The sequence below is a fragment of the Spirosoma pomorum genome (assembly GCF_054776615.1).
In genome coordinates this window covers 133,130-157,602 of sequence record NZ_BAAHBP010000003.1, presented here as the reverse complement: position 1 = coordinate 157,602, position 24,473 = coordinate 133,130, and the positions used below count along the sequence as shown (strand labels likewise).

The 24,473-nt window shown below is 53.4% G+C and carries 22 protein-coding genes; 10 read left to right on the top strand and 12 right to left on the bottom strand.

The window, feature by feature from the left end; genetic code table 11:
- Nucleotides 1-102 precede the first annotated feature (102 nt).
- From ACYVAD_RS08760 to ACYVAD_RS08735, 6 genes are all read right to left on the bottom strand, one after another.
- Nucleotides 103-1,020, bottom strand: a complete 918-nt coding sequence (locus ACYVAD_RS08760; protein WP_461139119.1) for a hypothetical protein — start codon at nt 1,018-1,020, stop codon at nt 103-105.
- A gap of 17 nt (nt 1,021-1,037) precedes the next feature.
- Nucleotides 1,038-1,166, bottom strand: a complete 129-nt coding sequence (locus tag ACYVAD_RS08755) for a hypothetical protein (RefSeq protein WP_461139118.1) — start codon at nt 1,164-1,166, stop codon at nt 1,038-1,040.
- 91 nt (nt 1,167-1,257) lie between these two features.
- Complete coding sequence (locus tag ACYVAD_RS08750; protein WP_461139117.1) at nt 1,258-2,196, bottom strand: hypothetical protein; 939 nt, start codon at nt 2,194-2,196, stop codon at nt 1,258-1,260.
- Nucleotides 2,197-2,213: 17 nt separating this feature from the next.
- Nucleotides 2,214-3,638: a hypothetical protein gene (locus ACYVAD_RS08745; protein ID WP_461139116.1), complete on the bottom strand. Its 1,425-nt coding sequence runs from the start codon at nt 3,636-3,638 to the stop codon at nt 2,214-2,216.
- Nucleotides 3,622-4,209 carry an RNA polymerase sigma factor gene (locus ACYVAD_RS08740; protein ID WP_461139115.1) on the bottom strand — a complete coding sequence of 196 codons (588 nt, stop codon included), beginning with the start codon at nt 4,207-4,209 and terminating at the stop codon, nt 3,622-3,624. Before ACYVAD_RS08740 ends, ACYVAD_RS08745 begins: the two co-directional genes overlap by 17 nt.
- Before the next feature lie 22 nt (nt 4,210-4,231).
- Nucleotides 4,232-5,185, bottom strand: coding sequence for a hypothetical protein (locus ACYVAD_RS08735; RefSeq protein ID WP_461139114.1), 954 nt, complete (start codon nt 5,183-5,185; stop codon nt 4,232-4,234).
- 483 nt (nt 5,186-5,668) lie between these two features.
- Here ACYVAD_RS08735 and ACYVAD_RS08730 point away from each other — a divergent pair, with 483 nt between their 5' ends.
- The 3 genes from ACYVAD_RS08730 (at nt 5,669) to ACYVAD_RS08720 (ending at nt 8,727) form a co-directional block, all read left to right on the top strand.
- On the top strand, nt 5,669-7,027 hold the full coding sequence (locus tag ACYVAD_RS08730; RefSeq protein ID WP_461139113.1) for an MFS transporter: 1,359 nt from the start codon (nt 5,669-5,671) through the stop codon (nt 7,025-7,027).
- A gap of 7 nt (nt 7,028-7,034) precedes the next feature.
- Nucleotides 7,035-8,090 (top strand): zinc-dependent alcohol dehydrogenase, encoded by a 1,056-nt coding sequence (locus ACYVAD_RS08725; protein WP_461139112.1) that lies wholly within the window; start codon nt 7,035-7,037, stop codon nt 8,088-8,090.
- A gap of 100 nt (nt 8,091-8,190) precedes the next feature.
- Entirely contained in the window at nt 8,191-8,727 is a 537-nt protein-coding gene (locus ACYVAD_RS08720) for a DUF2911 domain-containing protein (RefSeq protein WP_461139111.1), read from the top strand.
- Nucleotides 8,728-8,799: 72 nt separating this feature from the next.
- On the opposite strand, the gene ACYVAD_RS08715 is transcribed toward ACYVAD_RS08720, so the two are convergent.
- The gene (locus ACYVAD_RS08715) at nt 8,800-11,100 is read right to left on the bottom strand and encodes a glycoside hydrolase family 3 protein (protein WP_461139110.1); all 2,301 of its coding nucleotides are present in this window, start codon (nt 11,098-11,100) and stop codon (nt 8,800-8,802) included.
- Between the two features lie 307 nt (nt 11,101-11,407).
- On the opposite strand from ACYVAD_RS08715, the gene ACYVAD_RS08710 reads away from it, so the two are divergent.
- The 3 genes from ACYVAD_RS08710 to ACYVAD_RS08700 all read left to right on the top strand — a co-directional run bounded on the left by ACYVAD_RS08710 (nt 11,408) and on the right by ACYVAD_RS08700 (nt 14,121).
- The gene (locus ACYVAD_RS08710) at nt 11,408-12,004 is read left to right on the top strand and encodes a TetR/AcrR family transcriptional regulator (RefSeq protein ID WP_461139109.1); all 597 of its coding nucleotides are present in this window, start codon (nt 11,408-11,410) and stop codon (nt 12,002-12,004) included.
- A 21-nt stretch (nt 12,005-12,025) separates the two neighbouring features.
- Nucleotides 12,026-13,171 carry an FAD-dependent oxidoreductase gene (locus tag ACYVAD_RS08705; protein WP_461139108.1) on the top strand — a complete coding sequence of 382 codons (1,146 nt, stop codon included), beginning with the start codon at nt 12,026-12,028 and terminating at the stop codon, nt 13,169-13,171.
- A 149-nt stretch (nt 13,172-13,320) separates the two neighbouring features.
- Nucleotides 13,321-14,121: an FkbM family methyltransferase gene (locus ACYVAD_RS08700; RefSeq protein ID WP_461139107.1), complete on the top strand. Its 801-nt coding sequence runs from the start codon at nt 13,321-13,323 to the stop codon at nt 14,119-14,121.
- An 82-nt stretch (nt 14,122-14,203) separates the two neighbouring features.
- Here ACYVAD_RS08700 and ACYVAD_RS08695 read toward each other — a convergent pair whose 3' ends face one another.
- Complete coding sequence (locus ACYVAD_RS08695; RefSeq protein ID WP_461139106.1) at nt 14,204-15,052, bottom strand: cupin-like domain-containing protein; 849 nt, start codon at nt 15,050-15,052, stop codon at nt 14,204-14,206.
- Nucleotides 15,053-15,414: 362 nt separating this feature from the next.
- Between ACYVAD_RS08695 and ACYVAD_RS08690 the strand changes: the two genes are divergently transcribed.
- Nucleotides 15,415-16,041, top strand: a complete 627-nt coding sequence (locus ACYVAD_RS08690) for a DUF2306 domain-containing protein (protein WP_461139105.1) — start codon at nt 15,415-15,417, stop codon at nt 16,039-16,041.
- On the opposite strand, the gene ACYVAD_RS08685 is transcribed toward ACYVAD_RS08690, so the two are convergent.
- Together ACYVAD_RS08685 and ACYVAD_RS08680 are read right to left on the bottom strand one after the other, a co-directional pair.
- Nucleotides 16,038-16,586: an arsinothricin resistance N-acetyltransferase ArsN1 family B gene (locus ACYVAD_RS08685; protein ID WP_461139104.1), complete on the bottom strand. Its 549-nt coding sequence runs from the start codon at nt 16,584-16,586 to the stop codon at nt 16,038-16,040. The genes ACYVAD_RS08690 and ACYVAD_RS08685 overlap by 4 nt on opposite strands.
- Before the next feature lie 24 nt (nt 16,587-16,610).
- Entirely contained in the window at nt 16,611-17,009 is a 399-nt protein-coding gene (locus ACYVAD_RS08680) for a response regulator (RefSeq protein ID WP_461139103.1), read from the bottom strand.
- 412 nt (nt 17,010-17,421) lie between these two features.
- Here ACYVAD_RS08680 and ACYVAD_RS08675 point away from each other — a divergent pair, with 412 nt between their 5' ends.
- Both ACYVAD_RS08675 and ACYVAD_RS08670 read left to right on the top strand, forming a co-directional pair.
- Nucleotides 17,422-20,637 carry a SusC/RagA family TonB-linked outer membrane protein gene (locus ACYVAD_RS08675; protein ID WP_461139102.1) on the top strand — a complete coding sequence of 1,072 codons (3,216 nt, stop codon included), beginning with the start codon at nt 17,422-17,424 and terminating at the stop codon, nt 20,635-20,637.
- 13 nt (nt 20,638-20,650) lie between these two features.
- Nucleotides 20,651-22,075: a RagB/SusD family nutrient uptake outer membrane protein gene (locus ACYVAD_RS08670; RefSeq protein WP_461139101.1), complete on the top strand. Its 1,425-nt coding sequence runs from the start codon at nt 20,651-20,653 to the stop codon at nt 22,073-22,075.
- Between the two features lie 257 nt (nt 22,076-22,332).
- Here the strand turns inward: ACYVAD_RS08670 and ACYVAD_RS08665 are convergent, their stop codons facing one another.
- A complete protein-coding gene (locus ACYVAD_RS08665) occupies nt 22,333-22,899 on the bottom strand; it encodes a hypothetical protein (protein ID WP_461139100.1) in 567 nt (188 codons plus the stop codon).
- 121 nt (nt 22,900-23,020) lie between these two features.
- Between ACYVAD_RS08665 and ACYVAD_RS08660 the strand changes: the two genes are divergently transcribed.
- Nucleotides 23,021-23,467: a hypothetical protein gene (locus ACYVAD_RS08660; protein WP_461139099.1), complete on the top strand. Its 447-nt coding sequence runs from the start codon at nt 23,021-23,023 to the stop codon at nt 23,465-23,467.
- A gap of 205 nt (nt 23,468-23,672) precedes the next feature.
- Here the strand turns inward: ACYVAD_RS08660 and ACYVAD_RS08655 are convergent, their stop codons facing one another.
- Entirely contained in the window at nt 23,673-24,473 is an 801-nt protein-coding gene (locus tag ACYVAD_RS08655) for an SDR family oxidoreductase (RefSeq protein WP_461139098.1), read from the bottom strand.

Here is a 24,473-nt window from a genome sequence, read left to right as displayed (position 1 = left end):
TGTTCCTGAAGATCCCTCCTTCGGTCGGGATGACAAAAAAACTTTCAGTTCGTCAATAGAAAATCCAGACAGGTTCAGTATCCCCAACCAAGTACGCTCTATTTAGGGTGCGTACGAGAACGTATAACCACTTGTCCAATCACCCCACCGATTTTCAAACGTTCTAAATTCCCTTGTCAGATAGCCTGTCAACCGATTCTGGCTATCAAATTCATAGCGATATTGATACAGTTCCTGCGCCGGTCCCTGTTCACTAGGTCCATAGCCGGTCCTATAATGACGACTGATTAGATTCTGGGGCCACACGTGCACTTTTGCCAGCGGATTCTCAACCTGATTATACACCATACGGACATTCGACCCTACCGGCGGTTGGCCAGGATTGTATTGCTCTATCCGATAAACATCTCCATCAGACCAGTAATGAAGGGTCACTTGATTATGACCGGTTGCTATTGCGACCGTCAGTCGGGTATATTGTAGTTTCCCCGTACCGTCATACACATACTGAACGGTCTGATCGAGTTTATATCGGTCGTCGTATTTATTGTACGTCAGCGCCAGTGCTATTCGTTGCTGAGCGTCGTACCGATATCGGGTAATAGACCAGGTCTGTGCCCCCTGTTTCGGGTAAACACCTCCCGTGTACGCTTCCGCTAATAGCGTCCCTTCGTTCCGGATTACCCGTATCACATCGTAACCATAGCTGGTCCGTTCATAGGTGCCAGTCAGTCGGCGCTGCGCATCATATGTATAAGCGTAAAAATTGCCATTTGGCGCAAAAACAGGGGCCGCATAGATCAACGTACCCGACGGCCCCTGCCCCTTGCTCGATACAGCGGAGTAATCGATCGACGCTGGAGCCGCGATGACGGAGTCAACCCGCTCGGTTACCAGCAGCTCAGCGGGCACCACCTCAACCGGCGCGGGAGCCTCGGGCGAGCAGCGGCTCAAGATTAGTACACTCAGCAGACCAAGCGATAACGTAAAAAAACAACGAACTAGGGAAGATTGAACCATGGTGTTGTGGTGGTTGATTAGCGGGTAAGAAACGTCTGCGGTCGCACGGTTACGGAGATGCCCACGGTATACGGGTGGATGATCAGTTGCCGCTCGGTGCTCCAGATTCGGTTCAGGCTGTACTCAATCGCGGGTCCGACCTGCACCAGATGCGCTTGTCCTAGCGGCAGATTGAGTCCTCAGCTGGCCTGTGCCCAACCCAGCGTTTGTTGCGTCGTGCTTAACAATATCGGCCACTCAGGGCGCGTACGTAAATACGTACTTGTCGGTCCAGTCCCCCCACAGATTTACTCCATTGCAGTAGTTCGTCGATAAGCGTCTTTGCGAACCAGTCATTCGCTGCATACTGTCATATTCGTAGCGATACTGTGTCGACTCATGCGCTTGACAATTTTCACTTGGTCCATAACCAGTCAGATAGTGTGTATTACTCAAACTGTGCGGCCAGGGATAGAGCCGGGCAATCGGGTTTTCTACCTGATTGTACACATTGCGACTACTTGGCGTTACCGGTGCGTAACCAGGACTATATCGTTCCTCGCGGTATACGTCTCCATCAGACCAGTATTGTAGCGTTAATTGATTATAGCGAGCTGCGATCGAAAGGGTGACTCGGGTCAGTTGTAGTTGGCCATTATCTCCATACTCGTATCGAACAGTCTGATCGAGATGAAAACGAGCGTCCTCCTGCTCCCTGTACATCAGCGCTAATACTACCCGATGCTGGGAATCGTATCGATACCGGGTTATAGTCCAGGTCCGCACACCTTGACCGGCTGGATTCGAATAGAAACCACCAGTACAATTTTCCGACAAAAGAGACCCTTCATACCGCATCGCGCTTACAAGATCGTAGCCATAGCTAGTCCGTTCATACGTACCGATCAACCGGCGCTGCGCATCATACGTGTAGGCGTAAAAATTGCCGTTGGGAGCAAAAACAGGGGCCGCATAGATCAACGTGCCCGACGGTCCCTGGCCCTTGCTCGATACAGCGGAATAATCAATCGACGTTGGAGCCGCGATGACGGAGTCAACCCGCTCGGTTACCAGCAGCTCAGCGGGCACCACCTCAACCGGCGCGGGAGCCTCGGGCGAGCAGCGGCTCAAGATTAGTACACTCAGCAGACCAAGCGATAACGTAAAAAAACAACGAACTAGGGAAGATTGAACCATGGTGTTGTGGTGGTTGATTAGCGGGTAAGAAACGTCTGCGGTCGCACGGTTACGGAGATGCCCACGGTATACGGGTGGATGATCAGTTGCCGCTCGGTGCTCCAGATTCGGTTCAGGCTGTACTCAATCGCGGGTCCGACCTGCACCAGATGCGCTTTTCCCAGGGGCAGATTGAGTCCCCAGCTGGCTTGTGCCCAACCCAGCGTTTGTTGCGTCGATGGTACGTAGGTTGCTTGCCCCCCTATTCGGGAGTAATACTGCTGACGCCGACCCAGTGTATACTGTTTACTGATACCAACGCCCAGCAGCGGCAGCGCCACGTTTTCTGACTGGCTTTCCACCCGGCGGGTTACCTGGTAGTCAGTTGAGCCGGTTGGCTTGACCTCAAAGTCTTCCGTCGCCAGATCGTAGTACGCCCATCGCCGAATCTGCCCATAGGATACGTAAGCATCCCATTGCCTCCAGGAGACACCGCCACTGAGTTGATATCCCCACGTCTGCCCCGACAAGGCCGAGGGCGAGCCCACATGCTGTACGTAAACACCGGCCTTCCCAACCACCGTCATTTGCTGGTAGGTACTCAGCGCGGCCACCCGAACAAACCAGTCGGGCGCAACCCGATGGGGCACCATCCGGTGGGGCACCATCCGCACATCAGTCGGAGCACCTGCTGCCGCAAAAGCAACCCGACGGTTGATTGGCAAAGACAGTTCGGCAGTAGGTACCCGGCGAATCGTTAACGGCTCTAGGGTGGTCGATGACGGGTTTACGTTTTCCGTTACGACGAGCGGTTGCTGGTTCAATTTTACGTCATGAGCCAGTGACGGTACATTAGCAGGCTCATTCGTCAGACCGCTTTCCTGACCGGAGATAGTTACATCCTGGGAAACGGTAGTCAGTTTATTGCCAGGACGACCCGCTTCAGGCGATTCTAAGGCTCCGGTAAGTTTTTCAATTCTCTCGTCGCTAGCCTCGACAAGCATAGGTCCGATCGACTCAGTTGGCGGCTGATCGTTTATCCCAATGATCACTCTTCGGGATAGTTTTTTCGATAAAGACGTATTGCGTTGCGTTGCTTCCTGGGCTGGCGATGGCGTTTTTTGCGCGCCCTCCCAAACCGCGGTTTCGGCGCCATGATCACCTCTCAGCGTGGCAATCAGCTTCTCGCCCCGACGGATCACGACTGGTTCTACAAGGTCACTAGCTGGTTGTCTGTTAGACGGATCCTGAGCAGAAGGCTGCTCGAACAGACGGCCACCGGCCGGAAACAGAGTACCAACCAGCACCAGACTGTACGCTACGTATCGCCGGAAGGCGGCCTTGGGCAGCTCACGCCAGATCCGATCTTTGAGCGAATCCGGGGGTGTTACGTCATACGCGTCGAAGACCTGCTGGAACTGCCTTCGCAACTGCTCGTCGAGGGGATCATCCAAAGAGTTCATGTCGTTCGATACCGTTTTGTTGTAAAGTTTTTATCAGAATCTGGCGGGCTCGGCTGTACTGGGAGCGCACCGTCGTTTCCGGGATGGTTAGTAATTCCGCAATCTCGCCGTGGTTGTAGCCTTCTACCAGGTATAAATTCACCACAATCCGGTACAGATCCGGCAGTTGCTGAATAAACGTCAGCAACGCATCGAGCGTAAGTTGACGGATTAGCCCCTCATAATCGTCACTGGCAACCGTTTCGACCTGATCGTCGTACGAACTGAAGCGGTCGTTGGGCTGGGTCGTGCGATTATAATAATTGATGGCTGTGCGAATCAGTATCGACCGGACCCAGCTGTCAGCTGCCTCCGGGTTCTGTAGCTCCTGAATGTGCGTAAAGATTTTAATGAATGCTTCCTGGAAAATGTCTTCAGCTTCGGCCTCCGTGCGAGCGTAGCGTCGGCACACCCCCAGCAGGCGGCTTTTGTACCGCTCGTAGAAGGCATGCTGCGCCTGCGGCTTCTGCTGCTGGCAGGCCAGCACAAGCTCCCGGAGACTGGTGTATTTTTTCTTACCGAATAAAGGCATTCCAAAAATCGTTTTGCCAGCGTCAGATTGTGTTCACGTACGAACGACTAAGAAGTTGCCCCTGTCCGTTAAAGGTCATCAGCCAGACCTGCTGCCCGTTTTGCAGGTTGACAGTGTATGTCTCCAAGCCCCGATACTCGGTTTTGGTCAGTTGGGCCATTGTTCCCTCCGGTCCAAAGCCAGCCAGCTCAGGCGTACGGGTTAGGTAAGCTTGAATGGACGAAGGTAACTGGCTCACGGCGGTGAATCGCTGGGCTGCATTCGTCGTCACGGCTGCCACCAATTGGCCCGCCGTATTATACGTAAGGGTATACGTCTTGTTGGGTTGCGGCACGATAAGCGTGTATTGCTTCTGCCCCTGCCCGTCGACTTGTACCCTCGCCCGCGTGAAGCCGATTTGCTGTTCGGCCAGTGATTGCTGGATGGGGAGCGGTAAATCAGCTAACGTAACGGTATAGTAGTCAAGCTGCGTTGGGGCCAGCAGTTCGGTACGATACGTCATCTGACCGAACACGTCCGCGCTGGTCCAGCGAACCGTATAGGTGTTACCCCGCCACACATAATCAGCCAGCAAAACCGCCCCGTTGTTTATGGGCTCAACATCCCGGTACCAGGAATAGTCCTGCCGTCGAATATTCGATAAGGTCCCGCCATCGATGAGCGTGTTCTTCAGCGTAGCACGTAACGAATCAAGCGAGACCGCAGGAGCCAGTTGGTAGGCCGTTAGCAGTAGTTGCTGATTGGTGACGGCCTGGTAGCGGGTGGTCTGCTGCTGAAACGTAACGCGCCAAACCTGATTCTTTTCCAGTGAAGTGAAAACCAGGTCCGTCGCCTGCGGATAGCGGCTGATCACCGGTCGAATGGCGCTGGCGGGTACCGTCTCTTCGGCGTCAACGGGTGCTGGCTGCGAATCGATAACTCGATTACAGGCGCTGGCACCGAGCACAAGCAGAATAAGCCATCCGATTACTTTCATACAAACTGATTAGTAGAATCCTGACCGACTGTTGAATCCCGCGCGAGTGAAGCTCGGAACCAAAGGTCAAGAATAAAGACACCGGTTTGCTTAGCCGCCGTTGCAAGGGGATAAAACTTTTCCGTGCGGCAACGACGTAATAGGAGCAATTTCTCTTTTCGGTTCAATCCTTCCTCCTGAAATATATTCTTGCAGTAGGGTCGCTAACTACCCCCTGCCCCCTCCTACAACAGGGAGGGAAAGTTAACAAGTGTCACTTCTGTATGTCCCCCTCCTGTTGTAGGAGGGGGCAGGGGGTGGTAACTAGCGGATACCAATCCCGATTCACCACCTTGACCTAAGAAGGAGGACGGACAGAACCTAAAAGACATCGTTTGCACTGTATTTCGTACTTGCCTGCTTAAGTTTGACATGCCAATAGCGGATTTCCCGCCCGGCAACCGATCCACTCACTCTATTTCTCCGTAACGTACGTTGGTATCAATGGCCAAGAACGGGACCTATCGCTGGCGCATTGTTGCGCTGTTACTCCTGGCAACGACGATCAATTACATCGATCGACAGGCCTTATCGTTCGTCATGACCGACGAGGGGTTCAAGAAAACGCTACTCGGTCTGTCATCCAGCAGCCTGCTGACCGACGAACACGTCAAGCTGTTCCGCATTCAGGTCGGACTGATCGATTCGGCCTTTAAAGCCGCTTACGCCATCGGCTTTCTGCTGGTAGGCTGGCTAATCGACCGGATCGGCACTAAAAAGGGGTTCGCGGTGGGCATTACCGTCTGGAGCGTTGCCAGCATTGCCACGGCTTTTGCGTCAACGGCCGGTCAGTTTACCGCCATTCGTGCCGTGCTGGGTCTGGGCGAAGCGGCCAATTTCCCTTCGGCCATGAAAGCCATCTCGGAGTGGTTTCCCAAAAAGGTACGGTCAACGGCCACGGGGCTGCTCAACGCGGGCTCCAACATGGGCGTTATTGCGACGGCTCTGCTCGTACCGTTTCTGATGCAGCAGTTCGGCTGGCGGATGGCGTTCCTGCTCTCGGCCGGGCTGGGCGTGCTGATGCTCGTTATCTGGTGGCTGAGCTATTCAAAACCGGAAGACGCCAAAAACCTGTCCCCCGCCGAATACAACTACATTATGGATGGTCGGGCCGCTGAACACGCAGCCGTTCAGGAGCGGCAGCTTTCCTGGAAGCAACTCCTGAGCTACCGCCAGACCTGGGTGTTCTGTTTCGGTAAAATCTTCGCCGACCCTGTCTGGTTCTTTTACCTGACCTGGTTGCCGGATTTTCTGATGACCAATCAGCAACTCGACCGGAAACTCGATCTAAAGAACTTCGGGCTTCCGTTTTTGATCATCTACTTGGTTTCTGACTTGGGCAGCATCTTTTTCGGCTGGCTGGCGACCCAGTTCATGCTCGCTGGCTGGAACGAAAACAAAGCCCGCAAAGTAACCATGCTGATCTGCGCGCTGCTCATTACGCCTATCTATCTAATTCCATCCATCTCCAGCTTCCCACTGGTCGTCGCAATGCTGGCCTTGGCAACGGCCGCCCATCAAGGTTGGTCCACGAACGTATACGCCATGACGACCACCCTATTTCCTAGCGGTTCGGTTGCCTCGGTAACGGGACTGGGCGGTTTTTCGGGCGGCCTGACGAGTATGGGGGTGGCAGCCGCTACGGGTTACGTCGTTGCCCTGTACGGCTACCAGCCAATGTTTATCTTCGCCAGCTGTTCCTACCTCGTAGGCCTGATTGTCATCCATTTAATCCTTCCGGTCATTCGCCCAATTCGGGAAGCCACTCAGAATTACGCGGATACGCTACCGACTTCACTCTAAGTTCACTATGCAGCATCTTCCGGCTTCTTCTACCGTAGCCAGTCCATTGACCACGACCATGCGCGCGGGTATCTTGAGCGGGATTCAATCCCTGGCCGTTCAACAGCTCGCTATTCCTGAACCCGGCCCCGGTGAGATACGTATCCGGATGAAGGCCGTCGGTATTTGTGGCTCGGACGTATCGATGTTTCTGGGTCACCGCCCCGATCTGGCATTACCCCTGCTGATTGGCCACGAAGGCTTGGGTTACGTCGACAAAGTGGGCACGGGCGTTACGTCGCTTCAGCCCGGCGACCGGGTAGTTATTGAACCGAATTATCCCTGTGGACACTGCGCCATGTGCTGGCAGGGGCGCGGTAACATCTGCGTTGACAAACGGATTATGGGCGTACGCGAAACCGGCTGCTTCGCCGATTACGCCATCGCCCCCGCCGACTTTACCTGGCCCATTCCCGATACCGTTCAGGATGATGACGCCGTTGTGATCGAACCCACGGCGGTTGCGCTACACACCATTTTTTCGTCCCCCGCGCGACCCGGTGACGTCGTAGCCGTCATCGGCCTCGGTGCAATCGGTCTTCTCGTCACGCACTTGGCGGTTCAGATGGGTTACCGGGTGCTGGCCTATGATCGACTCGCCGATAAGATCGCTCTCGCTGAAATATTCGGCGCCGTTTCCATGCCCGCAGATGCAACGACTCAGCAACTGGCTGCTCTTTGGCAACAGGCTAATGTGCATACGGTATTCGAATGCGCCGGGGCTGCTCCCGCCCTGACACTGGCCGTTGAAGCCGCCCCCCGGGGCGCTTACGTCGTTGTAGCTGGCCTATCAGACAAGGGTAGTACGATCTCCGAGTTTGCCATGACCCGGCAGGGGATTAACATCATTACGTCCATGATTTACCAGCACCCGATCGATTTTGCGCGAACGATTCGCCTGATTGAACAGGGATTTATTCAGCCCGGCCGGATCATTTCGAAGCACCTGCCGTTCGAGCAACTGCCGGACGCCTTAGTTGCCGCCAGCCGGGGTCAGCACGCCAAAATTATCGTTCACTTGTAAACGTAGCAGGGCAAGCCGGTTCGTACACTAAGAAGACAGCACCGGGGCAAGTTTCTATTGAAATAAATGCTGATATTGGCGCGATAACCAGTCAAACCTAATGAAAACAACACGCAATCTGACAGCCCTTACGCTGCTTTTAACCGGCTTTTTCCTGACCACGCTGACCTGGGCGCAGGAGAAAAAGGAAGTTCCCAGCCCACCCGCTACGGCCTCCGGTAAAGTAGCCGGATCGGACATTACGATCAACTACGGTAGCCCAGCCGTAAAAGGACGAACGCTCTTCGGTCCTGAAGGGTCGCAGGCCTTGGAAAAATACGGGAAAGTATGGCGGGCCGGTGCCAACGATGCCACCACCTTCGAAACCAGCAAGGACATCAAAGTGGAAGGCAAAACACTCCCAGCCGGCAAATACGCGCTGTTCACGATTCCAACCGAAAATCAGTGGACAGTGATCTTCAACAAAACCGCCAAGCAATGGGGCGCGTACAAGTACGATGAAGGTCAGGATGCCCTACGCGTTATGGTTAAGCCTAAAAAATCGGCTTCGATGAACGAGCGCCTGAAATACGACGTCACCAAAAATGGCTTCGCGCTAAAATGGGGTGATGTTGAAGTTCCCGTCGCGATCAAGTAATTCTTAATTGTAGACAAAAGAGAAAAGCCGTAAGAATGACTTTTGTCGATCTTACGGCTTTTCTCTTTTGTTCTATTTCCGCAACGCTGGCTTTTGGTACGTCGCGGTACGCTTGTCCTGAATAATACCTTTCCAGTTCAGCCCGTAACCGAAGTCGTAGCAGTGTTTCTCCGAGTCAACGTAAGGCGTTACGTCGCGCGGCACGTCCTCGGCCTGCACTTCGACGGTTTTCATATCGGCGGGCATCACCAGTGGCAACAGCGCCGACGGCTCGCTCACACCGGTCAGAATCTCCAGCAACGCCTGATCCTGCACGCTGAAATGCGCCAGAATCGCCTGGGATTGCGGTTCGAACTCACGGCAGACCGTCGGGTTGGCCAGCTGAATGATCGTAATCACCGGTTTCCCATTCATCTTGGCGTAGGTTTCCGTTACCATGTCAAGATCCCGGCTATTGATCGTCTTCGCGGTTTTGCCTTTATACGTCCGGTTCGTGAACTTCTCCAGCGGATCACCACCGGCCAGGCTGGGGTCTCGACTGTCCTGCGCGGTATAATCGTTGTATTGCAGACTAACCGGTACGTAGCCCGTGCCGCCCGCTTTGGCATCCTCTTTACTATAGCCACCACCCGAGTCCGGACTACGAATAAAGGCCAGCGCAAAATCAGCGTCTTCGGGCTTGTCCGTTACGGTGAAGTATTTCTGCGCGATGGCGACACTGATGGGCGATTCGAGTTTTTCGGGTGTTTCCATCCCCAGGAAGTTACGACCGGCGGGGGTGAAGCGCTTCGGAATGTATACTTTCTTTCCCTTCGCCAGCGGCAATATGTTCCCTTTGTTTTTCAGCATCACTACCGATTTCAGCTGCGCCTGATAGCCAGCCTGCATAAATTCAGCCTGACCCACCGTCCGCTGTGAGGCCGAAGGATCAAGGTACGGGTTTTCGAACAGGCCCACCCGGAACATGTTACGCAGCAGCCGCACCGCTGACTTCTCCAGTCGGGCGCGCATCGCTGCTTCGCCCTGCTCACGAACGCCCAGTTTGTAGGCTTCCATGACCGGCCCGGCATCGTTGTTACCACCAAACTGGTCGGCCCCGGCTTGCAAGATTTTGTAATGCCGTTCGCCCACCGTCAGTTTCTCAACGCCCCAGGGTTTCCCGGTCAGAAATACGTCAACGGCAGTTTCGTCGGCCGTGATGTTCCAGTCGGTGCAGACAACCCCGTCGTACTTGTACTGACCACGTAACAGATCGTTGATCAGGTATTTGTCGTAGCTGTTACCCACGTTCTCGCCGTTCTTCTTATCCTGTCCGAACGAGATCGTGTAGTACGGCATCACGGCTGCGGCTTTACTGGTTTTCCCACTTAGTTTAAACGCGCCCTCGGTAAACGGCAGCAGGTGCGCATCGAAGTTGTTTCCCGGATAAACCGCGTATTTACCATAGCCATAGTGCGCATCGCGACCCGCTTCGCCCGAGCCACCACCCGGCCAGTGTTTCACCATCGCGTTGACGCTGGTATACCCCCAGCCATCCTTAATTTCCTTCGCGCCTGTCGACGTTTGAAAGCCGTCGATGTAAGCGCGGGTCAGGTCCGTCGTCAGCCGTGGGTCCTCGCCGAACGTACCGCTGAACCGGTACCAGCGCGGGTCTGTCGCCAGATCGACCTGGGGCGACAGGGCCGTAGCAATACCCAGCGCCCGGTACTCCATCGCGGCAATCTGCCCAAACTGCCGGGCAATAGCCGGATCGAACGTAGCCGCCAGCCCAACTGAGCCGGGCCACATCGAGATGGTTCCGCCCGCCCCAGCATTGTACTCCGCATCAGCACGGGTACCGTGGCGCGGATCCGAGCTACTATTGATCGGAATGCCCAGCCCCATGCCTTCGACCAACGCCTGAGCATTGTTGTTCCATTCGGCCGCAATGGCGGGGCTCTGCACCGACGTAATCAGGACGTGCCGGAGGTTGTCTTTGGTCAGGAACTCGCGTTGCTGGTCGGAGAGATCGGCGGGATTGGCCCCACTTTGTGCGAAGATCTTACCGCCATACGTACCGGCAAACGGGCCACCCGCTGCCGCCGGAATGGGCTGGTGTTTACTGTAGAGCATCAGCCCGGCAATTTGCTCGATGCTCATCTTCGACGCCAGGTCTTTAGCGCGCACCTCAACCGGTTGCCGCCAGTCCTCGTAGGGGTCGAGTTTACCGTTGCGGTTCAGGTCTTTGAAGGCCCGCCCGCCGATCGACAGTATTTTCAACCCCGATTGGGTTGAGTACGCCATCGTTGGCCCACCCTCGGAAGAAAATGTAAGAATACCACCATTTTTCACTCCACTGGGAAAGCCAGTCTGGGACCAACCAGCAGTTTTCATACACAGGCAAACTAGACTGGCCAAGGTAATCGTACGAATCATTATAGAAAGGGGTTAGCACTGTCTGGCAACTTATTCAAAAATCGAACGCAAATCAACCTAAGCCGGCGGTTACTAAAGGTTTCCTCTTCGCACGGATCAGCAAGCCGTCACGCACACATAGATTTTTATTATACCATCACGGAGAACGACTGATAATAAGGCCACTGCAACTGAAATCAGCATCTTCTGTCAAATTAATAATTAGTAAACGAACGTTTATTTATAAATATTGATTAGATAACTAATAATCTAAACACCGTACCCCATGCGACCCAGAAGCGAAGAAAAAGAACAGGCGATTGTTACCGTTGCCCTCCGGTTGATTGCCGACGAGGGGCTGGAAAATCTGAGTATGCAGCGACTGGCGAAAGAAGCCAACGTATCCCCCCGTACGATTTATCTAAAATACGAAAACAAGGAGGATCTGCTTATTAAGTTATTCGTGGATGAAGTGCTTGCCGTGTATGAAACTGCTGTCCTGACGGGCTTTGACAATAGCATGGACCTTGCCGAAGGAATTCAACAACTTTGGATGAACAGCTTCAATTACTTGACTACCAACCGACACGCCTTTGTGCTGATGCAGTACGGTAAGTCCTCCCCCCTGCTTAATAAAGCGTATCAGGAACGTAACATCAAGCAGGCGCATCATTTTGTACCCATCCACCAGTTTTTGACCCGCCATAGTCAGGCGGGTCTTATTCCCGATTTTCCGTTTGACGTCTACCGGGCGCTGCTTTTTGCGCCCCTTCTCGACCTGGTTGGCGAGTATTTCGACTACCTCGACCGACCCCGGCAAATCATTACGAAAGAAACTATACGGGCCTGCTGCCAGGTCGTTATCAATGGATTACGTCGATAAGCTTATAAAACAAGTACGACCATGAGTACCGTAACGAACAAAAAAATAGCCATCGTCGGCGGAGGCCCCGGTGGGCTCACCCTGGCCCGACTCCTACAACAAAAAGGTGCCCACGTACGCGTCTACGAGCGTGACCTGGACCGGAACGCCCGGGTGCAGGGCGCTACGCTCGACCTACACGAAGAGTCGGGGTTACTGGCTTTGCAGGCCGCGGGGTTGATGGACGCCTTTATGGCGAATCACCGTCCCGGTGCCGACCGGGTACGTATTGTGGATGCGGACGCTACCATCCGGCTGGACGATCACACGAACGAGGATAAGGACGCCAGTCGGCCCGAAATTGATCGTGGTCCTCTGCGCGACATTCTGCTGGATTCGCTACTACCCGGTACGGTTGTCTGGAACAGCCATCTGATCGATATGAAACCGCAGGGTGATGGCTGGCAGCTGTCCTTTCAAAATGGTACGTCATCAGTGGCCGATCTGGTTGTTGCCGCCGACGGAGCCAATTCGATAATACGGCCATTGCTCACCCCCCTCAAACCCATCTACTCGGGCGTTACCATCGTGGAAGGTACGGTTTACGAGTCGGCAGTTAACGCACCGGCTGTCCACGAGTTGCTGAAAGGCGGGAAGATCTTCGCTTTCGGGGACGAAAAAACCATCATTGTCAGTTCCAAAGGTGATGGTAGTCTGGTATTCTATACCGGTTGTCAAACAGAAGAGGACTGGATACGGACCAGCGGTATCGACTTTACGGACAAAGCGCAGGTTCGGGCCTGGTTCGAGCAGGCGTTTGGCGACTGGAACCCAATCTGGCGGGAGTTGATCGACGGGGCAACTACTCTCTTTACGCCCCGACCGCAGTATTGCATGCCGTTAGATCAGCACTGGAAAAGCCTGCCCAACCTCACCCTGCTGGGCGACGCGGCTCACCTGATGCCCCCCTATGCCGGAGAAGGCGTCAACATGGCCATGCTCGACGCCCTGGAACTAAGCACCTGCCTGACCAGTGGGGAATTTGCGGATACTCAATCCGCCATTGCCATCTACGAACAACAGATGCTGGCTCGCTTCGCCGACATTGGCGGTATTACGTTACAGCAAACAGCCGCCCTTCACTCGCCCGATGGTTTAATGAACATGCTGCTTGTATTGACAGCCTAACCACTCATATGTTAGTTAGTACGTGACTTATGCGTTTGAACGAGGTCCCATAAACAGAACATTATTTCTTACCGGCTGACGTGCAGCAGCTTCCAGCATGAATCAGGCGGTATGGTTTCCCCATTTATCAGACGACCTGCCACGTACTTATGCTGAAAACTATCGCGAGCGTTACTAAGAAAATTATTGGTATTCATCCACAACAGGGCGTTCAACCGCTCCGTCAGCTAACCCACGTGGGGTCAACCTTTCATGGGTACCACGTCCCCGAAAAGCTACTCACGCCTGATTCGATCTGTTACTGCATTGGCGCGGGCGAAGACATCTCCTTCGATACGGAGTTGAAATACCGGTTCGATTCGCGGGTGTACATCTTCGATCCGATGCCCGAAGGCATTCACCATTTTGAAAAGCTGAAAGAACATACCAGCCGCAACCAGCCGTTTTCTATTCATACCAGCATCCCATTTACGTATCGTGTGAACAAGGAGCAGGTGGATGCGATTACGTTCGTACCGATTGGCGTATGGGATGCCAAAACGAAGCTCAAGTTTTTCGCACCCGACCGCGACGACTATCCCTCCCATTCCGTTTACTTGTTCCAGGACACGGGCAAGTACATCGAGGCTCCCGTTGATCGGCTCAGTAATCTGATGCAGCAGCTCGGCCACCAGTCAGTTGACCTGGTCAAGATGGAAATTGAAGGGGCTGAATACACGGTCATTGATACCATCGTGGACGATAAGCTGGATGTCAAGGTCATTCTGGTGGAGTTCGACGAGGTATTCAATACCAAAGACAAGTTCTTCCATTTCCGGATCAAGAACGCCTGCGATAAGCTAAAGAAAGCGGGTTACGTACTCGTTCACTCGACGGATAACCTGAAGCGCACGTTTGTCCGGCAGGACGTGTACGAAAAACTCAAAGCGCAGGAACTGAATTTGAATTAACAAGACCACATGTAAACGAAACGCGGGCGGCCTGATTCCGATTGGAACGGGCCGCCCGCGTTTTTCGCTATAAGCTTATTTATCAGTTAAATTTTTCCTGAATGTCCATCAGCTTACCCAGCGTTTTCGCGTAAAGCAGCGCGGGTCTGGCTATGCTTGGCCGGTATTGCTGCCAGGATTTATAATTGTCACTGGTAAAATCGTCCCAATTACCCGCGTTCAGTTGTACCCGGCCCATCGAAATACACGGTTCATGAATCCGGGTGGTATGCCACCACTTGGTAGGAAACAGGATCGTTTCACCTTCTTCCACGATCACCCGCAGTGGCTTTACGTTCCGGAACAGTGGAAATTTCTCGTAATCGGGATTAAACACATCGACCTGCGAGATCTTTTCGTTGTCGGGCCGGGGATACATATAAGCCGACTGCTCAGGCGGATACAGGATAAACTCTTTGGCTCCGTAGAGCTGCGTGATCTGCGTGTGCAGGTACAACGCATCGACGTGCAGAAATGGAAAGCTGGCTCCATTACCTCCGAAGAAAAATTCGTAGATATCCGTACCGTGCAGCATGAATCCGGGCAGCAGCGGGTGGTTAATCCGATCAGACTTGCCGTAGATAATTTCGGGCTTGATGTCCTCCAGTAATTCAGGACAATGCTCTCTGATATTGAGGTTAAACGGGTAGGGCGCGGGATTTTCCGGCGTCGACTCCATCATCAGATCAATATACTGGGCCAGCGTATACGTATTGCCTTTGATCTCTTTGGTCAAGTGGCCATAATGCTGCTTAAAAAAATCGGGAGTCAGTTTTCCCATCCCCGACCAGTCACGGGTGGCATCAGTTATCACGACCGGAAGCTCGGGTTTTATATATTCTTCCAGTAACTCCCGTCGAGAAAGATTGCTTCGCTTTTCTATCTTTCTCACTATCTGCCGATTAGGCGTTTCTGCTGTAACCATCTATAAAATAAAGTACAAGTTTTCAATGTAATTCTCTTCTCATAAGAATACGTTTTATCTCTTTTGTCACTGTGTGACATGAACTTTCTTCATATTTGGGTTATTTTGTATTCACGACTGATAATCAGCTAACTCTACGAGTTTTGTGCTTGGTCTGAACCTGTCACCGAACTGAATTTACAACTAGTGCCTCTTCCTTCTGCATCACATACGCACTGGTTTTCTATTCCGCTATTACCTGGGTTTATCCCGTAAAAGGACCACTTCGTCCTCTTTCGCTACCATCACCAGACTACCATGTTTACTTTGGCAGGACAAATGCCAACCTTATGAGCACCTTTGCCCGCAAGACAGTCAACTATATCGGCTATTTTCTAATAATCGTCGTCGCACTTTACGCGCTAACGTTCTTCGTCCCTGGCTTACACGATGGATTTCTTGGCCATAAACCGCTGACAAGCCTGCTCTGGCGACTCGGTTTCTGGACACACGTTTTGTTAGGTACGATTGCGTTGGTATTGGGGCCCATTCAGTTTTCGACCCGGCTGCGGGCGCGTCGGTTGACGTTACATCGGCAGTTGGGTAAAATTTATGTCGTCAGCATTCTGACGGCCAGCGTCATGGCATTTTACATCGCTTGGTTCTCGGATACGGGCTGGATTGCGGCAACGGGTTTCGCGGGTCTGGCAATAGCCTGGTTCTATACGACCTGGCAGGCGTACGCAACCGTTCGGCGGGGTGAGTTGCTGTTGCATCAACAATGGATGTACCGCAGCTACGCCCTCACCCTGGCTGCCGTTACGTTACGAATTATTCTTCCGCTGGAGCTGGCAGCCCTGCACCTACCCTTTCCACTTGCCTACCGTATCGTAGCCTGGCTCTGCTGGGTGCCCAATCTATTCGTAGTCGAATGGTTTTTTATCCGTCGGAAAGCGCCGGCTGCGGTACGTGTTTAACGTCCGATTTTGCCAAGCTGGTGAACCGGCATGGGAGGAACCGGATTGATCGGATACGGTTGCAGCGTCAGCTGAAACCAGGATACGCTCCGCCAGGCGCCCATCTTGTAGCCAACGTTGTGGTAGGTGCCAACTGACTCAAATCCCATTGCCCGATGAAAAGCCTCGCTGCTGGGATTTGGTATAGTGATACCAGCATAGACGTTGTAATACCCCTGCTGCCGGAGCAGGTCAAACAGATGGCCATACAATTGTCGTCCAATTCCCTGCCGGTGCCCGTCGGGGTGAATATACACGGACGTATCGACCGACCACTGATAGGCTGAACGTTCGCGGTGCTTTGACGCATACGCATAGCCCAGCGCTCGGCCATTTATCTCGGCAACCAGATACGGTAATTGTTGCTGAATGGCTTCAATGCGCTGGGTAAACTCCGCTAGCGACGGTACTTCGTATTCGAAGGAAACAAATGAGTCGGTAATGTAGGGAGCGTAAATCGCTAGTAGGGCAGGTGCATCGGCGAGTGTAGCGAAACGAATTGTCATAATTCCGGCCAGGCATCAATATTTTCAGGCAAAATACCCAGCCAGGCAAAGTTCGTCCGCAAAATCACGCCACTCCTTGAAGCTGGTGGGTTTTGGCGACACCTGATATACGTTCAAGCCCTGCGCTTTTTCTACAATATCTTTCTTCAGGCTTTGGCTGAACAAAACTGTTTTCAAAGTACTGGTATCGGGATTCGCTTTAAGTTTTTCAATGACTTTCAGACCATCATCTCCTGGCAGGTAGTAGTCGACAACCAGTAAAGAAGGCAAATGATTACTCGCGCCCAGCGCTTGCATCAGTGAGCTACCATCAGGAAAACTCTTGACCTGGCAGCTCAGGTTTTCCCGCTGAAATGCCCGCTGAATGACGTCAATAACATCAGTATCGTCATCAACCAGCCAAATGGTCGCTTTTTGTTTCATAAGTGGTATCAATAAGATCGCTTTCCTTTACTTCTTAACTATCATTCTTACTTTGATGAAAGCAACCAACAAGCAAGATTGATAGGTCTACAAGCATAAAACAAGCCTTATTGTTACGTTCCCAGCATCGCTGGCGCCACGATCAATTAATTGATATGGTACTTTTCAGCTTCAGCACCCCCATCAGACCCAATTTAACTTGTCATGCCAAGTCAGCCGACGTCTGCACGGAGGACTGCTATGGCGCACTAAAATGATTTAGCTAATCCCGCCCAGACGACGAACGTCAATTATATATTAAAATTTTTTAATTCTTTGGTAGTCTAGCACGTAATATTGTATCGCTGGCTTTGTCAGTAGAAAATTTGCCAATCAGGCAATCAGCTCCATTTCACCAGTTAACTCAATCAGTATGCTTGTACCACTACGTAAACAGATCCGGCATGGCATCCGGCACTGGGCCGGTCTGGGCTTGCTGCTTCTTCTGGCGCAGGCCAGTTGGGCGCAGACGCTCATCACGGGTACCGTCACCGATGCTGCCAACGGCGAGAAGCTCGCCGGCACAACGGTTCAGGTTAAAGGCACCTCCGTGGGAGCCACTACCGATGCCGCCGGCAAATACCAGCTCAATCTGCCCGCGGGCGGTACGGTACTGGTGTTCTCATTCATCGGCTATCAGCCGGCCGAAATCACGGTCGGCAATCGTAGCGTAGTCGACGCGAAACTCACCGCTACTGACAATGCCCTGAGCGAAGTCGTCGTGGTGGGCTACGGGGTACAGAATCGACGCGACATCACGACGTCCATTGGCTCGGTCCGGTCGAAAGACCTGGCGAATCAGCCGGTGCCCAGCTTCGACCAGGCACTGGCCGCTAAGATTGCCGGGGTGCAGGTAACCCAGACCTCGGGGGCACCCGGGGCCGCCCTGTCGGTGCGGGTGCGTGGAACGGGCTCCATCAGTGCGGGTAATGACCCGCTCTACGTTGTCGACGGAATTCCTCTCTCGCGCGATACGAAGTTTGCCACCGGCAGCACCAGCACGCAGTTTCCCGATAACCCGATCAACGTCCTGAGCACGCTCAACACCGACGATATCGAGAGCATTGAAGTACTCAAGGACGCGTCGGCAGCGGCTATCTACGGCTCGCGGGGCTCCAACGGCGTAGTGCTGCTAACCACTAAACGGGGTAAGGAAGGCAAGACACTGGTGAACTACGATACGTACGTGGGCGTGCAGCAGGTCTCGAAAAAGATCGATCTGCTCAACGCCTACGAATACGCTCAGTTAAGCTATGAAGCGAAAAATAACGCTTACCTCGATCGCAATCCAACCGGTAAGATCACCGACTCAAATGACATTCGTAACCGGGGCGTGGGGGCCCCCAGCACGCTGATTCAGCCCGAGATTGTACCATATCTGATCGGACAGCCTGGCGCATCCACGCCGGGCCTGACGAATACCGACTGGCAGGACGCCATTTTCCGGTCGGCACCCATTCAGAACCACACGCTGTCCATTTCCGGTGGTAAAGACAACTTCAAATTTTACGTATCAGGCAACTACCTCAATCAACGGGGCGTAGTGATCAGTTCGGGCTACAAACGCTACAGCGCCCGCGCCAACGTCGAAATCAAAACGGGACGGCTGACGGTTGGCGCAAACCTCAATCCGACGTACGGCTACCATGATCTGGTCAAAGCCGAAGGGCCGTACTTAGGCGAAGGTGTAGTTGGTCTTGCGCTGCAACTCGCGCCGATCTGGCCGGTAACCAACGCCGACGGCTCGTACAATTTTGGTGGCAACGCCTGGGGTTACGGTGCTACGTCGATTCTGAACCCGGTGGCCATCGCCAACCAAGTGTCTGACAAGCTGAGCCAGATCCGGATACTGGGCAATACGTATGCGCAGTACGAAATCATCGATGGACTGTCATACCGGCTTAACCTGGGCACGGATGTCAACAGCTTCCAGCGGGACTACTATCGGCCATCGACGCTCGAAATCCGGGATCGTAAAGGACCTTCGACGCCAACGGGTTTCTCGCGGGCGCAGAACTTCGTGAACTGGCTGGTTGAGAACACACTGAATTACAATCGCTCGTTTGGGGCGCATAACGTATCGGCGCTGGCCGGTTTCACGTCCCAGAAAGATCGACGCATCGCCAACGAACTGACGGCGACCAACTTTCCGAATGATCTGGTCTATACGCTGAATGCGGGGCAGGTATCATCGGGTAGCTCCGACATTCAGGAGTGGTCGCTGCTGTCGTACCTGGGTCGGGTGCAGTACGATTACAACGGCAAGTATCTGTTCTCGGGCGCGGTTCGGGCGGATGGTTCCTCCCGCTTCGGACGCGACAACCGCTGGGGTTATTTCCCGTCGGTGTCGGCGGGCTGGAACGTTTCGCAGGAGTCGTTTCTGAAGTCATCGACCTGGTTGAGTGATCTGAAACTGCGGGCCAGCTACGGCCTGACGGGTAACTTCCAGATTCCGAACTACGGATCGGTGAGTTTGCTGAACTACCAGAACTACATTCTCGGTGCCGAAACCATTGTTAGCGGGCTGGCACCGGGCAACTCCGCGAATGACCGCCTGCGCTGGGAAAAAACGGCCATGCTCGACGTAGGTTTCGACGTTAGTTTCTGGCGCAATCGCCTGAATCTGACGGTCGACTATTACGATGCCAATACGTCGGACCTGTTGCTGAACGTACCGGTCCCCCGCGCGTCGGGCTTCAGCACCGAATTGCAGAATATCGGCAAGGTGAACAACAAAGGAATTGAATTTACGCTGGGGACCCGGCAAACGTTCGGCAAACTAACCTGGGACGGTAGCCTGAACTTCGCCAGCAACCGCAACCGCGTTAAGGCACTTGGCCCCGCCGGTGATCCGATCATCACGGCCGGTGGTGTAGCGGGCGCGCAGTTCATTACGCAGATTGGTCGACCTATCGGCGAATATTACACCATGATCAACGACGGTGTGTTCAAGAACCAGGCAGAAATTGACGCCTACCCACACGTATCGACAACCCGCCCCGGTGATTTCAAATTCCGGGATACCGATGGTAACGGAACGATCGATTTCAACCGCGACCGGGCCATCACGGGCAGCTATTTCCCGAAATTCACTTTTGGTTTCAACAGCAACCTGGCCTACCGGGGTTTCGATTTGGGTGTTGCGGTACAGGGCGTACAGGGGCACAAGATCATGAACCTGATTCGTCGGTACATCTACAACATGGAAGGCAACGGCAATCTGTTCCGGGGTGCGCTCGACCGCTGGCAGTCGCCCGAAAATCCGGGCAATGGTATCGTAAACCGGGCCAACCGACTGGCGTCGGGCTCGAACGGCGAAATCTCAACCTGGCACATCGAAGATGGTTCTTACGTTCGTATTCGTACGCTCACGCTGGGCTACACCATTCCATCGACCCTCATGCAGCGCTGGCGCATGAACCGGGCGCGCATCTACGTAACGGGGCAGAACCTGTTCACCTTTACGAAGTATCTGGGCTACAACCCGGAGGTAAACAGCCGCCCCGACAGCGCTCTGTCGTCGGGAGAGGATTACGGTACGTATCCCCTACCCCGCACCATGTCAGTTGGTCTTAACCTTTCTTTCTAAACCACCCAACGCCATGAAAAAAACACGCTTTCAGTCAGTAACTAACGTAGCGCTCTTTCGCTCTGTTATTCTTTCGCTCGTTGGTACGCTTCTGCTAACCGCCTGCCGCAAGGACTTCCTCGATCTGTCGCCCCTGTCGCAGCCCAACGTCGATAATTTCTACAGGACGCCCAGCGACTTCAACAACGCCGTCAACGGTGCTTATGACGCCATCCAGAACCCCAGCCAGTACGGTAGCGAGTTCAACACGATTATCGAAGCTCGTAGCGACAACGTCCTGGACAACGATCCCTCATCGGGCTCAGGACTCCGGTACAACATCGACCGGTTTATCGAACCAACGACCAACACCGTTCTACGCGACAGTTGGGGCAGTCTGTACACGGGCATCAACCGCTGCAACCTGATTCTGGACAAGATCGACGCCGTAACGATGGACGCTATGCTTAAGGCGCGCTACAAAGGTGAAGCTCAGTTCATCCGGGCGCTGTCGTATTTCAATCTGGTCCGGTTGTGGGGCAAGGTCCCGCTTGTTCTGACCGCTGGCACGACCAACGACGCACGTTCCTATACCCGCAACGAAGTGACCGCCATTTATGCCGCCATCGAAGCGGATCTGACGGCGGCAATAGCGGGGTTGCCTGCCAGTTATACCGGCAACGATATTGGTCGGGCCACGTCGGGATCGGCGCGCGGCTTGCTGGGAAAAGTATACGTAACGGAAAAGAAATACGACCTAGCCGTATCGACGTTGCGCGAACTGGTTACGGGCACGCGCTATCAGCTATTACCGAACGTGGCTGATGTCTTTGCCGTATCGAACAAGAACAACGCCGAGCTGCTGTTTGCGGTGAAGTACCGGAAAGGTGGTTTGCTGGGCGAAGGGCACGGTTCCTGGTTTGGCACCAGCATCGGCGACAACATCGAGCCGTCGCTACGGGCTGCTTACCCGGCTGGTGACAAGCGGTTACCACTCACCGTTCAGGTGCCAGTGCCAAGCAGCATCAACGCCGTCCCTCGAAAGTTCTATGACGAGCTGTCTTCGACCAACGACGTGGGTAACGACTTTCCTGTTCTACGTTACGCGGATGTGCTGCTACTCTATGCCGAAGCCCTGAACCAGGTTGGGTACCAGGCCAACGGCGATGCCTTCGCTGCCTTGAACCGGGTTCGGACGCGGGCGGGTGTCGCTACGTATACCAGCGCCCAGCTGGCTACTAAGGAAGCCTTCCAGACGGCGGTTATCGCCGAGCGTAGGCTGGAGCTAGCCCTCGAAAGCGACCGCTGGTTCGATCTTGTCCGGACGGGCACCGCCGTCGAAGCCATCAAAGTAACGGGCATCACCATGCCTGCCTACCGGGTCCTTTACCCCATTCCGCAGTCTGAAATTGACGTGTACAATAATTCAACCACGTTCCCGCAGAATCAGGGGTATTGAGCGGATGTTCTGACCACCCCTGCCCCCTCCCGCTACGGCGGACTGTTAGAAAATTAGGAGGGGGATGTTAAAAGGCCACTTTTGCTTGTCCCCCTCCTAAAACAGGAGGGGCTAGGGGTGGTAAATAGCGAAAATGGCCGATTCACCTCTTCGCGAAGCTTCTAAAAAGATTAGCCTGAAGACCTAGATAGAGATTAACCAAACAGGAAAGCCCGGCTCTCTATGTAGAGAGCCGGGCTTTCCTGCTATTGGCTCGATCAATCGTTGGTCGAAGGCAAGGGGGGTATATCTCGTGAATCGAACCCACGATTGTTCCGGGACCATTCCTCCTGACCGTTTTTCACCCTGAACTGCCACTCTAAGCCTCCATGAACGACTATGATCTCCATCATCTGCAGCCCGTTTCCAAGGTCAGTGACGGATTGATATTTCTCCATAAACGGTTCCGCATAGCTGATCAGATTCGCAACCGGTGCAGTATCCGTTATGTACAAAATCGAGTCTGTCCGCGCGGCTGATTCAACAATTACGACAATGCCCTTCCAGACAGCCCAGCGCGTTGGTGGATGGTCAATAATATTGTTGAGAAAAGGTACATCCGATAGATGGCAGATATATCCTTCTTCTGCCTCCCGTAGGTTCACTCGCACAGCCGTATTTTTTCTGGCGGCAAACATCTGGATGAAACTGGGCAGCACGTTGTCCTTGAAAACGATATGCTGTAACGGAATCGGTGGCTTGGGCTGGCCGATCACGCTTGACAAACCAAGCAGTGAAAGAATGAAAAGGCCCGCTAGTTTTTTGTACAGTCGTCGTTTCATCATGTACGTGATGTAGAAAAGCGGGAGCAATGCAGAATGAACGTTCGCTCCGCTAGTGACAAAAATTAATGACTTCGGTTATACTGATTAATTTCTGTCAGTTATTCCATATCAATCGACTGTTATGAAAACGATCTTCGCCTTTTTTCTGCTGATTAGCTCGGTAGCAATGGTCCAGCCGGGTCAGGCCCAGCCGGGTCAAGTCGCGAATTACTCAACCGGCAAACCCGGCACCGACGGGTACGAAGAATTCTCATTCTGGGTTCGAAACAATACGGTATCCACCATCTCGTACGTGTACGGGCGCGACCGCAAAGAAGCCAAAATAAACTACCTGGGGAAAAGCAGCCTGAATGGCAAACCCGCCTTTAAGCTGGGGCTTCCCAATGGCGTCACCTTGTACGCCGTTCCGCTGGACATCACGCTGATGATTACCGACCGGCCCGGTAAGTATGTTAAGCGTTTCTCCTGGCAGTACGAGGGCCCTGTCAATGGTATTGGTACGTTCTGTCAGCCCTGTGCGCCGGACGAACGCTCGGCTATGCGGCTAATTAAAAAGTATTATCTGTAAGATTTCAGGCGAGCAGTTAAAAGATATCTCCTCTCCTAATTCCTCCGTATGCGTGCTCATTAAAAGCTGGTTTAGCCTACTGTCAAGAACTTGTCTGGTAACGGCATGAATATTCTCATGCATGAAATAGCATTACCTAAACAAGCAGAATGGATAAGCTCAATAGTCTATTCATTCTGCTTGTTTAGGCAACGACCAGTGCGAACTACATTTCGTAATGCTTGCGGATCATTTTTTCGTACATACCAGTAGGCAATAAGCGTTTCAGGACGACAGAGAATTTTTCCAGGGGCTTGCCAACGCGGTACGCCCGTTCAACCTTTTGTGATTGAATAATTTTTTCGATTAGTGGGCCAAACACGTCTGGCTCGATGCCCTGGCTCACACTTTCGTCAATCAGTTCGTACGTCCGATCAAACGTCTTTTTGTAAACGCTGTCGGCGGGGAGCGACACCTTCAAGCGGTTTTTGTTGATATCCGTTCGGGTGCCGCCGGGCTGCACGTAACAAGCCTGTACGCCAAACGGAGCCAGTTCCAGTCTTAGGGCTTCCGTAAGTCGATCAACGGCCGCTTTGCTGGCGCTATACGCACCCCGGTAAGGTAGTCCAGCCTCAGCCGCAATCGAGCTGATGTTAATAATTAATCCAGCTTTCTGCGCCCGCATACCGGGCAGTACCGCCTGAATGGTACGAATCACGCCAACCACGTTGGTATCAAAAACACGCTGTACATCGTCAATTGACAGCGACTCGACCGGGGCGGCAATTCCTAATCCAGCGTTATTGATGAGGACGTCCAGACGACTCTGCTCTGTCAAAATACGCTGCACCGCTCCCTGAATGCTTGCCTCACTACACACATCCATGTTCAGCGTATGGAATGGTTTAGTAAGCTGTTCGATACTGCGAGATGTACCGTACACGGTATGTCCCTGCTTGGCCAAGTAACTGGCGATATGTTCACCTAGCCCGGTAGAGGCTCCGGTTATCAGAATAACTTTTGACAT

Coding starts and splice junctions, on each gene's coding strand:
- ACYVAD_RS08760 (WP_461139119.1), bottom strand. CDS start 1,020: ATGGTTCAATCTTCCCTAGTTCGTTGTTTTTTTACGTTATCGCTTGGT.
- ACYVAD_RS08750 (WP_461139117.1), bottom strand. CDS start 2,196: ATGGTTCAATCTTCCCTAGTTCGTTGTTTTTTTACGTTATCGCTTGGT.
- ACYVAD_RS08745 (WP_461139116.1), bottom strand. CDS start 3,638: ATGAACTCTTTGGATGATCCCCTCGACGAGCAGTTGCGAAGGCAGTTC.
- ACYVAD_RS08740 (WP_461139115.1), bottom strand. CDS start 4,209: ATGCCTTTATTCGGTAAGAAAAAATACACCAGTCTCCGGGAGCTTGTG.
- ACYVAD_RS08735 (WP_461139114.1), bottom strand. CDS start 5,185: ATGAAAGTAATCGGATGGCTTATTCTGCTTGTGCTCGGTGCCAGCGCC.
- ACYVAD_RS08730 (WP_461139113.1), top strand. CDS start 5,669: ATGGCCAAGAACGGGACCTATCGCTGGCGCATTGTTGCGCTGTTACTC.
- ACYVAD_RS08725 (WP_461139112.1), top strand. CDS start 7,035: ATGCAGCATCTTCCGGCTTCTTCTACCGTAGCCAGTCCATTGACCACG.
- ACYVAD_RS08720 (WP_461139111.1), top strand. CDS start 8,191: ATGAAAACAACACGCAATCTGACAGCCCTTACGCTGCTTTTAACCGGC.
- ACYVAD_RS08715 (WP_461139110.1), bottom strand. CDS start 11,100: ATGAAAACTGCTGGTTGGTCCCAGACTGGCTTTCCCAGTGGAGTGAAA.
- ACYVAD_RS08710 (WP_461139109.1), top strand. CDS start 11,408: ATGCGACCCAGAAGCGAAGAAAAAGAACAGGCGATTGTTACCGTTGCC.
- ACYVAD_RS08705 (WP_461139108.1), top strand. CDS start 12,026: ATGAGTACCGTAACGAACAAAAAAATAGCCATCGTCGGCGGAGGCCCC.
- ACYVAD_RS08700 (WP_461139107.1), top strand. CDS start 13,321: ATGCTGAAAACTATCGCGAGCGTTACTAAGAAAATTATTGGTATTCAT.
- ACYVAD_RS08690 (WP_461139105.1), top strand. CDS start 15,415: ATGAGCACCTTTGCCCGCAAGACAGTCAACTATATCGGCTATTTTCTA.
- ACYVAD_RS08685 (WP_461139104.1), bottom strand. CDS start 16,586: ATGACAATTCGTTTCGCTACACTCGCCGATGCACCTGCCCTACTAGCG.
- ACYVAD_RS08680 (WP_461139103.1), bottom strand. CDS start 17,009: ATGAAACAAAAAGCGACCATTTGGCTGGTTGATGACGATACTGATGTT.
- ACYVAD_RS08675 (WP_461139102.1), top strand. CDS start 17,422: ATGCTTGTACCACTACGTAAACAGATCCGGCATGGCATCCGGCACTGG.
- ACYVAD_RS08670 (WP_461139101.1), top strand. CDS start 20,651: ATGAAAAAAACACGCTTTCAGTCAGTAACTAACGTAGCGCTCTTTCGC.
- ACYVAD_RS08665 (WP_461139100.1), bottom strand. CDS start 22,899: ATGATGAAACGACGACTGTACAAAAAACTAGCGGGCCTTTTCATTCTT.
- ACYVAD_RS08660 (WP_461139099.1), top strand. CDS start 23,021: ATGAAAACGATCTTCGCCTTTTTTCTGCTGATTAGCTCGGTAGCAATG.
- ACYVAD_RS08655 (WP_461139098.1), bottom strand. CDS start 24,473: ATGTCAAAAGTTATTCTGATAACCGGAGCCTCTACCGGGCTAGGTGAA.